This window comes from Amycolatopsis sp. NPDC051106, assembly GCF_040682775.1.
In the GTDB taxonomy this organism is placed as follows: domain Bacteria; phylum Actinomycetota; class Actinomycetes; order Mycobacteriales; family Pseudonocardiaceae; genus Amycolatopsis.
The window spans coordinates 1-14,355 of record NZ_JBFBBQ010000026.1 but is presented as its reverse complement, the minus strand read 5'-3'; the positions used below and the strand labels follow the sequence as shown (position 1 = coordinate 14,355).

Here is a 14,355-nt window from a genome sequence, read left to right as displayed (position 1 = left end):
TCACTGCGCCTTCCGGTCGAGTCGATCCGGGCGTACGGCACCAGCCATGGCGGAGACACCTGGCGCCGCGTACGCGGATGGGTTGACCAGGAAAAGCAGCCTGCTCGGATCATCCCACAAGATCACCAGATCACGAAGAACATCAAGATCGAACGGAACTTGCTGGTTCCGGAAAGCCGCCTGCCGGGATGCCTGGGTCCTCGCTGGCAGATCGCTCAGCTCGTCGTCGCCGACTAGCCAGGACACCACATCGCGCAAGACTTCCGGGTCGGCGGTCGGATGCCAGACGAGCGCCGGGATACCCGCGCGCAGAGCTGAGAGCAGCTGGTCCTGGCCGGGAACCGGCTGGCTGGACGGCGATCCGTTGAGCACCGTCATCACCCACCTCTCGTCACCCAGGATGGCGTCGAGCCGATGCTCGTCCTCCGTGTCGTTCTCCTGGCAGAAGTACACCCGGTCGAATGCTGGATCGGCCTTGAGCACGGACCACCGCACCCGCCATCGGCGATGCCAACGAGGGTAGGACATGCGCTCGAGCGAGCGGATCACGATCGGATAGGACAGGTTCAACGGCTGTGGCGCACCCGAACCGAGCTCCGCCGACCACAGATGGACGGGCGTGTTCACCAATGTCCGCGGCAGCACGAATTCGAGCGCCACGTCGACCGCTCGGCCGGACCAGGCTTCTTCCGACGCCGCGACAAGGGAGTCGACATGACTCTCCAAGCCCTCGGACCGGACGACCACTGTTTCGCCGCAAGGCGGCGGCCACTCGTCCGGCTCGTCCTGCCGCCACCCGCAGACATGGAAGAAGTCACGCTCGATGTGGTCCGGGCGGATCACGATCACGAGGTGCAGTTTTTCCCGTTCGAGCCGCGGACGGTCTGCCTCCACACGCAACTCACGCAAAGCGTCCTCGCACTGCAGTCTGCGCGCCTGGCCGGAGACCCAGTCCCTGAGCCGCAGGCGTGGCACCTCGGGGCAGCCGGCGGCGACGAACTCGGCGAAGATCAACGCGGGCGGGAGCTCACCGGGCGCGGCGTTCAAGTCGGTCAGGTAATAGAACGCCGTCCACGCGTTCTCGAACCGCGGTGGCGGCTCGGCCGAGTGCCGGGCGGCCCGCTGAACCAGCGCCGGGAGACGCAGCGACGTCAGGCTCCCCAACCAGTCCTTCACCATGACCAGGTCCTGTTCGGGGAATAGATCCTGCACCGGCAACGCGGCTACGAGCAGGCGTGCCTTGAGGCATTCTGGGCTCCCCGGGCGCATCAGCTCAAGGACCGAGACCAGCGCTCTCAGTCCTTCGTCGGTCCGGCTGCAGACGCCGACGATTTCGATCAACTGGTCGCGGGCGGTTAGATGATCGGAAACCGTGAGGGGATGTCCGAGAGCCTCCCTGAGTTCGCGCACCAGCAGTGAACGTACCGATCGATCGTCAGCGAAGCCCGCGTCGACCAGTACGTCCACCAGCGCCTTGTGCGCGTCGATCGCCACTTCGGGCCGTCCCAGTCCCGCCGACACCTGATGGCTCACCGCCCCTCGCCAATTACCCGGGTAGATGAGTTAACCAGCCCGAAATCATGATCGAAATGACAATTCGATGACAACAACGCCGATCAGTGGGCGTCCGGGAAACGAGCGACGATCTCGGCCAAGGCGGTGACCTGTGGCGATTCCGGTTCGATCATCCGGATCGCCTTGAGCAGGTCGGCCAGTCCGCCGTCGAAGCGTTGACACGTCCTGGTTAGTGCGATCACGTGCAACCGGTCCTCCGCATAGTTCGGGACCACATCGGCGATTTCCCTGCGGTGGAACAGCTCCAGCAACAGGCGCCGACTTTCGGTCTTGCGCACACAAGGTACCGCCAGCAATGCCTCCACGAGCGCCGAGAATGCTGCGCCGGACGGCGGCGCCGGACGGCGGCGCAGGTCGAAGCCGTTCGTGGTCGCGCCCAGGAGGCGCAGCCATGCCTCCGTCTTCGTTTCCTTGACCTCCACCGGGATCCGGCGGTAGGACCCGGCATCCGCGGCTGGGTCGGCTCGCACCACATCCCGGTAGAACGTGTCCGACACGATCAAAACCATCGCCGCGCCCGAGTCCTTCAGTGCTTTCTTCGCCGCCGGCTCCTCCAAGAGGCGGAATGCGAAACTGTTCGCGTCGCTGATCGTTCCGTGGCTGCCCTGGTACACCTCGCCCGCGTGCAGCGCGACCCGCAGGCGGACGTTCGCTTCCTCCGCGTGGACCGCGTTGTACCGGCGCAACTCGGCCAGCATCTGGTCAGGCAACTGGGCTACCAAGTCCGCCTTCGCCACCTCTGGTGGCAGCTGGATCATCGCCCCGTCGCCGGTGTTCTCGATGAACAGCGTGTCCCACGGGATGCCTGCCTCGGCGAACGCCGTACGCATGAGTTTCCAGAACCCTTCGTGGACGACCAGCCGGTGGGCGGTCGTGCGCTTGGGGTCGTTGTAGCCGGCGATGTCGACGGCCATGATCGTCTTGTGGTGCGCGGCCGCATAGGAATGCACGACCCACCTCCCCACGTCCCTCACCCATTGTCCCAGACCTATGCACGTCCGGCCATGTTCGCGCACAGCGTTACGGCGAAACCGGACCTCCTTGTCCTTGTTTCGTCCATAATTCGGCGTGCCCACGACACGCCTGCACCTGGTGAGCGCGGATGAGGACCACCGCGTCTCCACCATCGAGCTCTTCTTCGACCTCGTCTTCGTCTACGCCATCACCCAGACCACCCAGCTGATGGCCGACCACCTGAGCCCGATGGGTGTCGGGCAGGGGCTCGCCATGCTCGCCGTCCTCTGGTGGTGCTGGTGCTCCTACGCCTGGCTCGGGACCACCATCCACGTCGACCACGGGATCGCGCGGCCGGCGATGTTCGGGGCCATGGCCGTCATGTTCCTCGTCTCGCTCACCATCCCCGAAGCCTTCGTCGACTTCCCCGGCGGGCTGTACGCGCCCGTGCTCTTCGTCGTCTGTTACGCGCTCGTGCGGCTGCTGCACCTCGTCGCCTACCTCGGCGCCGCGCGGCATGATCCCGGGTTGCGCAAGGTCCTGCTCAAGATGTTCGTCGGCCTGCTGCCGTCCGTGGTGCTGCTGTCGATCAGCACCGTGCTGAGCGGGCCGTGGCAGCTGGGCCTGTGGGTCGTCGCCCTGTTGGCCGACTACCTCAACGTCTACCTCGCCGGGCCCGAGGGCTGGCGGCTGAACTCGCCCGCGCACTTCGCCGAGCGGTTCGGGCTCATCGTGATCATCGCGCTCGGGGAGTCGATCGTCGCGATCGGCATCGGGATCGGGGCGCTGCCGATGTCGTGGCTGGTCGCCGGGGCCGCCGTGTGCGGGCTGGCGCTGGCCGCCGGGATGTGGTGGACCTACTTCGACGTCGTCGCGCGCGTCTCCGAGCACCGGCTGACCCGGGCGACCGGTGTCGAACGCGCGAAGCTCGCCACCGACTCCTACACCTTCCTGCACCTGCCGCTGATCGCCGGGATCGTGCTCGTCGCCCTCGGCCTGAAGAAGTCCTTCCTCTACATCGCCGACACCGAACACCACACGCCCGGCGAAGCACTGCACGGCGTGCCGATCTGGACGCTGACCGGCGGCCTCGCGCTCTACCTGATCGCGCTGAGCGCGTTGCGCAAGCGCAACCTCGGCAGCTGGAACGTCCAGCGCCTGGCCGTCGGGATCCTGCTGGTCGCGGCGACGCCGTTGCTGGAGCACGTGCCCGCGGCCGTGCTGCTCCTGGTCGTCGCCGGGCTCGTGCTCGGGCTCATCGGCTTCGAACGCCTCCGGTTCGCCGAATGGCGGAGGCAGGTGCACACCCAACACTCATAACAGTTCCGGGCCGACGACCGAAAGCAACTGCAGCTTCTCGGCGTCCTCGGTGCCAGGCGTGGCGGTGAAGACCAGCAGCACCTGGCCGAAGTCGTCGGTGTGGAGCAGCTGGCAGTCGAGCGCGATCTCGCCGAAGCCGGGGTGCACGATCGTCTTGCGCCGCTCGAACGGCACCGAGACTTCGTGCGCTTCCCACAGCTTCGCGAACTCCGCGCTCTTCGCCGCCAGCAGCCGCGCCAGCTCCGCGGCCCGGGGGTCACTGCCCGAAGCCGCCCGCAGGCTCGCCACCAGGAACCGGGCGTGCCGCGCGCGGTCGGCCGGCGGGTAGATCGCCTGCTCCGCCGGGTCGGTGAACCACCGGTACGCGGCGCTGCGCGCGGGCCCGGTGTGGCCGGTCTCGTCCCCGAGCAGCGCCTGGGCCGGCCGGTTCTGCACGAGCGTCTCGCCGAGGTTCGACATCACCTGCGCGGGCGTGTCGTGCAGCCGGTCCAGCACGCGCATCAGCGCCGGACTGACGTGGTCCGCGCGCGACACGCGGGACGGCGCCGTGTGCCCGGCCAGCCGGAACAGGTGGTCGCGCTCGTCCAGCGTCAGCCGCAGGCCGCGGGCGATCGCGGCCAGCATCTGCTCCGACGGCCGCGGCCCGCGCTGCTGCTCCAGCCGCGTGTAGTAGTCGGTGGACATGCCCGAGAGCGTCGCGACCTCCTCGCGCCGCAGCCCGAACGTGCGGCGGCGCTGCCCGGGCGGCAGCCCGACGTCCTGCGGGCGCAGGGCTTCGCGGCGGCGGCGCAGGAAATCGGCTAGTTCGGCACGGTCCACGTCGTCGATTATCGGCGCTCTCCCGGCCGGTGCCAGGGATCGCCGATCCCCCGATCGGCGCGCTCTGCCACGACGCCCGCGCCGCGGCGACGCTGAAGCCATGACCACTTACCTCATCACCGGGGCCGGCGGCGGCCTCGGCGCCATCACCGCCCGCGAACTCGCCGCCCGGGGGCACCAGGTCGTCCTCGCCGTGCGCGACCCCGCCCGCGTCAGGCCGCCGCCGGGCAACACCGAGGTCCGGCGCCTCGACCTCGCCGACCTGGCTTCGGTGCGCGAGTTCGCCGCCGGCTGGACCGGCGGCCTCGACGTCCTGGTCAACAACGCCGGCGTCATGGCCGTGCCGTACGGGAAGACGGCCGACGGCTTCGAGACGCACCTGGCCGTCAACCACTTCGGCCCGTTCCTGCTGACGAACCTGCTGCTGCCGCACCTCAGCGGCCGGGGTTGTGACCGTGTCGTCCAACCTCGCGCGGCGGGGGAAGATCCGGCTCGACGACCTGAACTGGGAGCACCGCCGCTACTCCGCGACGGGAGCGTACGCGCAGTCGAAGCTGGCGAACCTGCTGTTCACGCAGGAGCTGCAACGACGGCTGACCGAGGCCGAGAGCGAGGTCCGGGCCGTCGCCGCGCACCCCGGCGTCGCTCGCACCGGGCTCGACCGGCACTACGGCGGCGTACAGGGCCTGGCACTGAGGGCGCTCTACCCGGTCATCGCGCAGAAGAAGGCCGAGTACGGCGCGCTGCCCATCCTGTTCGCCGCGACGGAGGACGTGCCGGGCAACGCCTACGTCGGCCCGGGCGACCGGCATGGCGGGCGACCCAGGCTCGAACGGCGCCAGGACCACGGCGACGCCCGCGATCTGTGGGAGACCTCGACCAGGTTAACGGCCGTTAACCCCAACCCCGGACTGGCGCTATCCCGGCCCACCGGATAACCTACTGACGAGTAGGTAACGGATGGAGGGCCACATGGCTGCGCCAAGGAAACGGGACGCGATGGGCTGGGGCCTTTCCGCGCTGACCCGGCTGGCCGGGAGCAAGGTCGTCGATCGGGCGGGGCTGCGCAAGCCCATCGAAGGCCTGGTCACCGCGGGAACGCGCACCGGCTTCCGCGTCGCCGGCGCGGCGACCCGGTCGTTCACGTCGGTACAGAAGCTGGGCAAGCCGGCCCGGCTCACCCCGGCCGGCGACACCGGGCTGTTCGACCTCACGCCGAGCGAGGACCAGCAGCTCATCGTCGAAACCGTGACGGAGTTCGCCGCCGAGCAGCTGCGCCCGGCCGCCGCGGACGCCGACGCCAAGCTCGAGGCGCCCGAAGGCCTGCTGAGCCGGGCCGCCGAGCTGGGCATCAGCCTGGTCGGCATCCCGGAGGAGCTCGGCGGCGTCGGCACCGAACGCTCGGTCGTCACCAACGCGCTCGTCGCGGAAGCACTCGCGCACGGGGACCTCGGCCTGGCCGTGGCCGTGCTCGCGCCGTCCGCGGTGAGCACCGCGCTGGTCAGCTGGGGCGACGAGCAGCAGCAGGCCGACTACCTGCCCGCGTTCGTCGGCGAGAACGTGCCCGCCGCGGCGCTGGCACTGCAGGAGCAGAAAGCGCTCTACGACCCGTTCAAGCCCGCGACGAAGGCGCGTCGCACGCCGAAGGGCTACCAGCTCGACGGCGTGAAGTCGCTGGTCCCGCGCGCGGCGCAGGCCGAGCTGTTCATCGTGTCGGCCGACCTCGAAGGCCGCGGCCCGGCGCTGTTCCTCGTCGAGTCGTCGACCGCCGGCGTGACCATCGAGGCCGAACCGGCGATGGGCCTGCGCGGCGCCGCGACCGGCAAGCTGCACTTGGAGCGCGTAAACCTGCCCGCGGGCGCGCTGCTCGGCGGCGGCAAGCTCGACGTCTTCACCGACCTCGTCCGGCTTTCACGGCTGGGCTGGGCGGCGCTGGCCGCCGGCACCGCGAAGGCCGTCCTCGACTACGTCGTGCCCTACGTCAACGAGCGGACGGCGTTCGGCGAGCCGATCAGCCACCGGCAGGCGGTGGCGTTCTCCGTCGCCGACATCGCGATCGAGCTGGAGGGCCTGCGGCTGGTGACGCTGCGCGCGGCGGCGCGGGCCGAGCAGGGCAAGTCCTACGCGCGGGAGGTCGCGCTGGCGCGGAAGCTCGCCGTGGACAAGGGCATGCAGATCGGCAGCGCGGGTGTGCAGCTGCTCGGTGGGCACGGCTTCGTCAAGGAGCACCCGGTCGAGCGCTGGTACCGGGACCTGCGGGCCATCGGCGTCATGGAAGGCGCTGTCCTTCTCTAGGCTTCGGAAAGGCGTTAACGATGATCAACCTGGAAGCTCCCAAGAAGGCCGGCGCGCTGATCAACCAGGCGTACCAGGCCGCGGCCGAGGTGTTCCGGCCGATCTCGCGCAAGTACGACCGCGCGGAGCACACGTACCCGAGCGAGCTGGACATGTTCGCGGCGCTGCTGGACGGGCTCAACTCCTCCGGCGAGGGCGGCGCGGGCGCGGCCGGCGTGCGACGCTCCAAGGACGAGAAGGAAAAAGGCAACCGCAACGGCGCCAACCTGAACGTCGTCCTCGGCACGATCGAGATGTGCTGGGGTGACGTCGGGCTGCTGCTGTCGATGCCGCGCCAGGGCCTCGGCAACGCGGCGATCGGCTCGGTCGCGACGGACGAGCAACTGGAGCGCTTCTCCGGCATGTGGGCGGCGATGGCGATCACCGAGCCGTCGTGCGGTTCGGACTCGGCGGCCATCACGGCGACCGCACGCCTCGACGGCGACCACTACGTGCTGAACGGCGAGAAGATCTTCGTGACGTCGGGCGAGCGCGCGGACGCGGTGGTCGTGTGGGCGACGCTGGACAAAACCAAGGGCCGCGCGGCGATCAAGTCGTTCGTGGTGGAGAAGGGCACGCCGGGCTTCGAGGTGGTGCGCGTCGAGCACAAGCTCGGCATCCGCGCTTCGGACACGGCGGTGCTGCGTTTCGAGAACTGCCGGGTGCCGGCGGAGAACCTGCTCGGAACCCCGGAGATCGACACGGCCAAGGGTTTCGCGGGCGTCATGCAGACGTTCGACAACACCCGTCCGCTGGTGGCGGCGATGGCGATCGGCGTGGCGCGGGCGGCGCTGGAGGAGACGCGGCGGATCTTGACCGAGGCGGGCGTGGTGATCGACTACGACCGCCCGGCGAACTCGCAGCACGCGGCGGCGGCGGAGTTCCTGCGCCTGGAGGCGGACTACGAGTCGGCGTACCTGCTGACACTGGAATCGGCGTGGATGGCGGACAACCGCAAGCCGAACTCCCTGCAGGCGTCGATGGCGAAAGCCAAGGCGGGGCGGTCGGTGGTGGAGATCGCGCTCAAGTGCGTCGAGCTGACCGGGGCTTACGGCGAGGAGTCTCTGCTCGAAAAGTGGGCGCGGGACGCCAAAATTCTGGACATCTTCGAGGGGACGCAGCAGATCCAGCAGCTGATCGTGGCTCGACGCGTGCTCGGGAAGTCGTCCGCCGAACTGAAGTGAAGCGCCGGGCGGTCGGCCTCCGGTACCCTCGCGGTCCGGAGGCCGATCGTGACCGAACCCAGCGAGACCCACGCCGCCGTTGTTTACGAGCCCGGCGACCCGACCCCCATCAAGACGCCCGAAGAGTGGGACGCCGAAGGCTGGGATGCCGATCGGCAAAACCCGAAGACCCTCGACGAAGCGCGGGAAGCCCTCGCCGCGCGGATCGCCGCGCACGACGCGCCCGACACCGAGGCGGACTCCGGGGCCTACGACGAGCTGGAGGGCTGACCGGTGTACGTCCCCTGGCTCGTCGATGCCGCCCGTAGCACCGGCTATCCCGTTGTCGAAGTCCCTGGGTGGCAGACCCGCGGCCACGGCGGCATGCGCGTCGTCGAAGGGGTGGTCGGCCACCACACCGCCACCGCCGATTCCGCGCCCGGGGACTACCCCTCGCTCGACCTCGTCACCCGCGGCCGCGCCGATCTCGCCGGGCCGCTGTGCAACCTCGGTCTCGGCCGCAGCGGCACCGTCTACGTCGTCGCCGCCGGGTGTGCCTACCACGCCGGTGCGTCGCGGTGGCTCGGGTTCCTCGACGTCAACGACGAGTTCCTCGGCATCGAAGCGGAGTCCGCGGGCGCGGGCGGCTGGACGTCCGCGCAGCTCGACGCCTACCCGAAGCTCGTCGCCGCGCTGCTGCGGTACATGTCCCGCGGTGTCGAGCGCTACGCCGGGCACAAGGACGTCTGCATTCCGGTCGGCCGCAAGATCGACCCGGTCGGCATCGACACCGCGTGGCTGCGCGAGCGCGCCGCCGACCCCACCGGTACCGGGCCCTACAGCGGCGTCGAAATCCTCGAGCGCGTCACCGTCACCCCGCCGGACGCCGGCGAGCACGTCGTCCGCGTCTTCCTGGCCGGCAGTCCCGGCGGGGCGATCGTGATCCGGCCCCGGCTGGGCGGAGATGGCTTCGCACGGCCGATGTGGGTGTCGAACGTCTTCGCGTGGGGTTCGGACCGCACGGGCGTCGGCCACAACCCCGGGCAGATCCCGGGCCACGACCCGAAGCTGACGTCGCACCGGCGCTACGACCTGCCCGGCGCGGTGTGGGCCGACGTCCGCTACAGCGCGGCCGAGCCGTTCGAGATCGACTCAGTCGGCTGAGACCTGGTCGTCGAGGAACTCGTCCAGGTAGCGCCACGTCGTGCCGCGCGCCTTCCGCCCGGTCAGGACGCCGAGGTGGCCGCCCGGCGCCGTCTTGAAGCGGACCTCCGGCGCCTTGTCCAGCAGCTCCACCACCCGCTCCACCGACGGCCGCGGCGCGATCGTGTCGTTCGCGCCCGCCACCACCAGCGTCGGGACGCGCACCGACGACAGCGAGATGATGCGCCCGTTGAGGTCCACCTTGCCCTCCGCCAGGTCGTTCGTGCGGAACAACCGGTGGTACAGCTGGCCGAACGTGCGGCCCGGGTAGGCGTACATGTTGTCCATGAAGTGGTCGACCGCCTCGATCTGCGCCAGGTAGTCGCGGTCGTCGAGGTGCGAAAGGATCGCGATCGGCTTCGTGATCTCCTTGCTGATGCCCGTCGCGCGGAACACGCGGCTGACCAAATAGGACGGTGCGCCGCCGAACACGCGGTAGATCGGGGTCAGCAGGTGGCCGTTCGTCAGGTCCACCAGCGGGCGGAACGGCGCCACGATCGGGATCGCCGCGAAGTCCACCGGGGAGCCGATGGCCGTGATCGACGCGATCGGGAGGTCCGGCTGGTCCGCGTTCACCAGCAGCGAGAAGATCCCGCCCAGCGACCACGACACCAGGTGCACCGGCTGCCCGCCCGCGTCCGCGCTCACCTTGCGGATCGCCCGCGGCAGGACCTCGTCGATCCAGTGCTCGATGCCCAGGCGGCGGTCCGAGAACGCGACCATGCCGTAGTCGACGAGGTACGCGTTGCGACCGCCCTCGACCAGGTGCTCGATGAGGCTGCAGCCGCGGCGCAGGTCGAAGCAGATCGCCGGCGCGGCCAGCGGCGGCACCAGCAGGATCGGCGGCCCGGACACCGGGCGGCTGCTGTGCGTCATCCGGTAGACCGAGCGGTTGGGTCCCTGGTCGATCAGCACCCGCGGCATCGGGCGCAGGTCGGCGACACCGCCGTGCAGCACCTTGCCGACCACGTTCGACGCGGCGGCGGCCAGCCGTGCGGGCGGTGAAACCATTTCCTCGAGCCTCCTGCGACGTCCCCGGGCACTTCCGGTCAATCTTGCCCGGTCAGGCCGGTGGACTCAACACCGCCCACGTCCAAATCGGACAGTGGCTAGGCCGTCCGAGTTACTCCGTGCCCGCCCCGGGCGCGCTCTCGGCGGCGCGCGCCTCGTAGTCCGCGCGAGCCGGGGAATGGGCCGCTGAAGCCAAAAGCTGGTCCGCTTTCAACGCGCGCGCGAGCGCTTCGCCGGCTCGCCGCGGCAGCAGCCGGGTGAGCTTGCCCATAGTGCCCACGGACCGGGGCACGAAGACCTCGAAGCGAGGTTTGCGCAGCGTGGACACGATGGCGTCGGCCACGTCTTCCGGGCGCGAGGACTTGAACAGCCTCGCCTCGCCGAGCCCGCTCGCGAGCTCCGTCCGGACGATCGCGGGCATCACGCACGAGATGTGCACCCCGGACCCGTGCAGCTCCAGGTGCACCGCCTCGGACAGCCCGACGACGGCGTGCTTGGTCGCGCAGTACGTCGCCGCGCCGGGGAAACCGGCCTTGCCCGCGAAGGAAGCGACGTTCACGATGTGCCCGGACCGCCGCGGCCGCATCCGCTTCATCGCTTCGCGGGTGCCGTGGATGACCGCGTGCAGGTTGATTTCGAGCTGACGCCGCGTCGTCGCGTCGCTCTCCTCCTCGAGGTGGCCAGCGGCATGATCCCGGCGTTGTTGACCAGGACGTCGATCCGGCCGTGCCGGCGCTCGACCTCGTCGAGGAACTCGGTGAAGCCGCGGATGTCGGTGACGTCCAGCGGCAGCGCCTCGGCGTCCAGTTCCCCGGCCGTTTTCTCGGCCCGGACCTGGTCGAGGTCGCCGATCACCACCCGCGCGCCCAGCCGGGACAGCGCCGACGCGGTCGCCGCGCCGATCCCCTGCCCGCCGCCGGTGATGACGACGACCTTGCCCGCGAGATTCTCGGCCATGGCGACTCCTTCGTCTGTTGGCACTGCGTCAACAGTGTCACCCCTGGCCCGGGATCCCGCTACCCGGCGTTGTCAACCGATGCGGTGCTCCAAGACCTGCCCGACCCACTCGTCGACGTGGAACTGCACGGTCGGCTTGAAGCCCTGGCTCTCGTAGTAGCGCTGCAGCTCGCCGTCGCCGCCGGCCCAGCAGTCGACGCGCACGAGGTCGATGCCGCGCCGCCGCGCCTCGTCGAGGGCGTACTCGATGAGCCGCCCGCCGACGCGCCGTCCGGTGAACCGCCGGGACGTGATCAGCAATCGGACATACAGTTCACGCTCGTTAACCGGCGGCACGTGGGGGTCGTGCTCCTCGGAGACGATCAGCGCGCCGGCCGGCTCGCCGTCGACCATCGCGATGCGCAGGCCCGGGTCCGCGGCCATCCCTTTGACGCGCTCGACGCGCTTCGGGACCCGGCTCCACGGCTCGGTCCCCCACTGCTTCGCACTGCCGCGGGCGACGAGCCATTCGACGGCCTCGTCGAAGAAGCCCAGCAGCGTGTCAGCGTCCCCGGGATCACCCGATCGGATGACGGTGGTGTCCATGCCCTTGTTTACCGCACCGGGAGTACCCGCGTGCCGACTTCGGCGATCCACGTCGCGTTCAGCCGGCGGCTCGGTTCGTGTCATCGGAGCTTCAAGGAGCGCTGATTGACTTCGTCCGTTCACGACCTCTCTCGCGACGAGGACAAATTGACCCAGTCAGTGCCCCCCGGCGGCGATCCGCTGGCCGCGTTCACCGTCGAGCTCGAGGAAATCCGGGCAAAAGCCGCAGCAGCGCAAGAACAACTCCGGTCGGCCGTCGCCACCGCGCAGTCGCCGGACGGGGCGGTCTCGGTGACCGTCGGCCCGAGCGGCGTCCTGCAGGACCTCCGGTTCGGCCCCCGCGCCTACGAGCGGCCGCCGCAAGCCCTGTCCGGCCTGGTGATGCAGCTGGTCGGCCGCGCACAGCAGAAGGTCTCGGCCCAGGTCGCCGGCGCGTTCGGCGACCTGGTGGGCGAAAACTCGGCCGCCCGCGAACTGCTCGACGAATTCTTGCCGGCTCCCGAGGAGGCGGCACCCCCGGACAAGAGCGACGTCTTCATGCCGGAGCAGGAGGCCGGGGAACGGCCGCCCGCGCCACCGCACCGCCCGCAGCAGCAGCCACCACCGCAAGGCCCGCCGCGCCGTCGTCCCCGGCCCGCGCCGGAAGAGGACGACGGTGAAAGCAATCCCTGGTAGCACGGAGGAGAACCGGTGGTTTCCGGAGAAGGTTTCTCGGTCGACCCGGCCGAGCTGCAGAAGTTCAGCCAGTTCCTGTCGGGCACCACGCAACCGGCGGTGCAGGACGCCGCGAACCGGATGGAGGCGGCCAACGGGTTCGACAACGCCGCGTTCGGCATCCTGCTCGCGCAGGTGCTCGCCGTGCCCTCGCGGATCACGATGGCGGTGATCACGGGCGAGATCACCAAGCTCGTCGGAGACATCGGCAAGTCCGCCGACGACGTGAAGAAGGCCGCCGAGACGTACGCGACCCACGACTCGAACACGGCACAGGGTTTGAGCACATTCGAGACGGAGCTGGGCAAGTGACCGTTCCCATCACGGCATCGAACTCCACGACCGGCGCCGGCGTCTTCGACAGCTGGAAGCAGGTCGGCGACTCGATCGGCAAAGTCCAGACCGAGCACGGCGGCGACCTCGCGGCCGTCAGCGTGGAACTGGGCATCAACGTCATCAGCGCGGCGCTCGACACCGTCGCGTTCGTCATGGACCCGCTGGCGAAGCTGATCGCGGCGGGCCTGGGCTGGCTGATCGAGCACGTCTCGTTCCTGAAGTGGCCGCTGGACCAGGTCGCGGGCAACCCCGCGGAGGTCACGAAGGTCGCCAACGAGCTGCACAAGATCGGCGAGTCGCTGCGCAACACCGGCACCTCGCTGGACGACACCCTCAAGTCGACGATCACCCAGTGGCAGGGCAAGGGCTACGACAGCTTCCTCAAGTCGATCAACGAGCGGAAGGGCTGGATCGACGCCAACGCCAAGGCGGCCGACGTCGCCGGCTACATGGTCGAGACCACCGGGGCCCTGATCGGCGCCGTCCGCTCGCTGCTGCGCGACATCATCACGACGATCCTCGGCGACATCATTTCGACGATGCTGATCGCGCTCGCACTCGCCATCCCCACCTTCGGCGCGTCGATCGCCGTCGGGGTCGGCAAGGTCGTCGTGCAGGTTTCGGTGCAGGTCGCGGCGATGATGGCGAAGCTCGCCAAGGTCGTCGCCTACGCCGGTCGCACGCTGGCCCGGCTCACCGGCCTGTCGAAGCTGGTCAAGGGGAAGCCGGGCTCCTCCTCGAGCGCGGGGCACGAAATGACGCCGATGCCGCCGCCGGGCACCGCGATCACCCACAACGGCCCGCCCACCACCGGCGGCGCCACGCCCAGTACCCGTCCGCCGGGCGACGGCACGACCCCGAACTTCTCGCGGCCGCTGCCGCCGCCGGGCACCGCGGTCACCCACGACGGCCCTGGTGGCGGCGCCACGCCGAGCACCCGGCCGCCGGGCGACGGCACCACGCCGAACTTCTCGCGGCCGCTGCCGAAGCCGCCGAAGCCGGCGCCGCCGAAGTCGCACCTGAGCGACCACGACATCTCGACGATCAAGAAGCACGAGGACTGGCTGAAGACGAAGTTCGGCGACAGCTACCAGAAGATGAAGTTCGTCGACGACTGGCTGAAGGCCAAGGCCCCGGACTACTACCCGATGCTGAAGGCGCTTTCCGACGCCAAGAGCTCGAAGAACTTCGTCGGCTGGGCGGGCAAGGACATCGTCCAGGTCGACCGTGGTCTCACCGACATCCAGATGCAGGCGGAAGCCGCCTGGGCCGAGGAAGACAAGAAGCAGCAGGAACAGCAGCCGCACTAGAGAGCCAAAGCCGTGAAGGCCTCCTTACCGGCCGTGAGAGCCGGGAAGGAGAAGCCGGTGGTGCCTCGACGGCG

The 14,355-nt window shown here is 69.6% G+C and carries 14 protein-coding genes and 2 pseudogenes; 10 read left to right on the top strand and 6 right to left on the bottom strand.

Translation table 11 applies throughout. The features are described 5' to 3' along the window. On the bottom strand, positions 1-1,533 hold the full coding sequence (locus tag AB0M83_RS20770; protein ID WP_364519292.1) for a hypothetical protein: 1,533 nt from the start codon (positions 1,531-1,533) through the stop codon (positions 1-3). Positions 1,534-1,616: 83 nt separating this feature from the next. Then, positions 1,617-2,525, bottom strand: a complete 909-nt coding sequence (locus tag AB0M83_RS20765) for a hypothetical protein (protein ID WP_364519290.1) — start codon at positions 2,523-2,525, stop codon at positions 1,617-1,619. A gap of 118 nt (positions 2,526-2,643) precedes the next feature. On the opposite strand from AB0M83_RS20765, the gene AB0M83_RS20760 reads away from it, so the two are divergent. Beyond that, positions 2,644-3,849 carry a low temperature requirement protein A gene (locus tag AB0M83_RS20760; RefSeq protein WP_364519288.1) on the top strand — a complete coding sequence of 402 codons (1,206 nt, stop codon included), beginning with the start codon at positions 2,644-2,646 and terminating at the stop codon, positions 3,847-3,849. Here AB0M83_RS20760 and AB0M83_RS20755 read toward each other — a convergent pair. Further along, positions 3,844-4,668 (bottom strand): helix-turn-helix transcriptional regulator, encoded by an 825-nt coding sequence (locus AB0M83_RS20755; protein ID WP_364519286.1) that lies wholly within the window; start codon positions 4,666-4,668, stop codon positions 3,844-3,846. The genes AB0M83_RS20760 and AB0M83_RS20755 overlap by 6 nt on opposite strands. Positions 4,669-4,768: 100 nt before the next feature. Between AB0M83_RS20755 and AB0M83_RS20750 the strand changes: the two are divergent. The 6 genes and pseudogenes from AB0M83_RS20750 to AB0M83_RS20725 all read left to right on the top strand — a co-directional run. Continuing rightward, a pseudogene (locus AB0M83_RS20750) lies at positions 4,769-5,068 on the top strand (SDR family NAD(P)-dependent oxidoreductase); the annotation flags it as partial. Positions 5,069-5,123: 55 nt separating this feature from the next. Beyond that, entirely contained in the window at positions 5,124-5,606 is a 483-nt protein-coding gene (locus tag AB0M83_RS20745; protein WP_364519464.1) for a hypothetical protein, read from the top strand. 61 nt (positions 5,607-5,667) lie between these two features. Further along, positions 5,668-6,963, top strand: a complete 1,296-nt coding sequence (locus AB0M83_RS20740; protein WP_364519454.1) for an acyl-CoA dehydrogenase family protein — start codon at positions 5,668-5,670, stop codon at positions 6,961-6,963. Positions 6,964-6,983: 20 nt separating this feature from the next. Next, positions 6,984-8,186 carry an acyl-CoA dehydrogenase family protein gene (locus AB0M83_RS20735; RefSeq protein ID WP_364519284.1) on the top strand — a complete coding sequence of 401 codons (1,203 nt, stop codon included), beginning with the start codon at positions 6,984-6,986 and terminating at the stop codon, positions 8,184-8,186. 48 nt (positions 8,187-8,234) lie between these two features. Beyond that, positions 8,235-8,456, top strand: a complete 222-nt coding sequence (locus AB0M83_RS20730; RefSeq protein ID WP_364519282.1) for a hypothetical protein — start codon at positions 8,235-8,237, stop codon at positions 8,454-8,456. A 93-nt stretch (positions 8,457-8,549) separates the two neighbouring features. Then, complete coding sequence (locus AB0M83_RS20725) at positions 8,550-9,329, top strand: N-acetylmuramoyl-L-alanine amidase (RefSeq protein WP_364519280.1); 780 nt, start codon at positions 8,550-8,552, stop codon at positions 9,327-9,329. Here the strand turns inward: AB0M83_RS20725 and AB0M83_RS20720 are convergent. From AB0M83_RS20720 to AB0M83_RS20710, 3 genes and pseudogenes are all read right to left on the bottom strand, one after another. Then, entirely contained in the window at positions 9,318-10,379 is a 1,062-nt protein-coding gene (locus tag AB0M83_RS20720; RefSeq protein ID WP_364519278.1) for an alpha/beta fold hydrolase, read from the bottom strand. The two genes, AB0M83_RS20725 and AB0M83_RS20720, sit on opposite strands and share 12 nt — an antisense overlap. 112 nt (positions 10,380-10,491) lie before the next feature. Further along, a pseudogene (locus AB0M83_RS20715) lies at positions 10,492-11,336 on the bottom strand (SDR family oxidoreductase). Between the two features lie 72 nt (positions 11,337-11,408). Next, positions 11,409-11,921, bottom strand: a complete 513-nt coding sequence (locus AB0M83_RS20710; RefSeq protein WP_364519276.1) for a GNAT family N-acetyltransferase — start codon at positions 11,919-11,921, stop codon at positions 11,409-11,411. Positions 11,922-12,068: 147 nt separating this feature from the next. On the opposite strand from AB0M83_RS20710, the gene AB0M83_RS20705 reads away from it, so the two are divergent. The 3 genes from AB0M83_RS20705 to AB0M83_RS20695 are packed head-to-tail and all read left to right on the top strand — an operon-like array spanning position 12,069 to position 14,281. Beyond that, complete coding sequence (locus AB0M83_RS20705) at positions 12,069-12,596, top strand: YbaB/EbfC family nucleoid-associated protein (protein ID WP_364519274.1); 528 nt, start codon at positions 12,069-12,071, stop codon at positions 12,594-12,596. 15 nt (positions 12,597-12,611) lie between these two features. After that, positions 12,612-12,947, top strand: coding sequence for a hypothetical protein (locus tag AB0M83_RS20700; protein WP_364519272.1), 336 nt, complete (start codon positions 12,612-12,614; stop codon positions 12,945-12,947). After that, complete coding sequence (locus AB0M83_RS20695) at positions 12,944-14,281, top strand: hypothetical protein (RefSeq protein WP_364519270.1); 1,338 nt, start codon at positions 12,944-12,946, stop codon at positions 14,279-14,281. The genes AB0M83_RS20700 and AB0M83_RS20695 overlap by 4 nt, the downstream gene beginning before the upstream one ends. Positions 14,282-14,355: the final 74 nt, after the last annotated feature.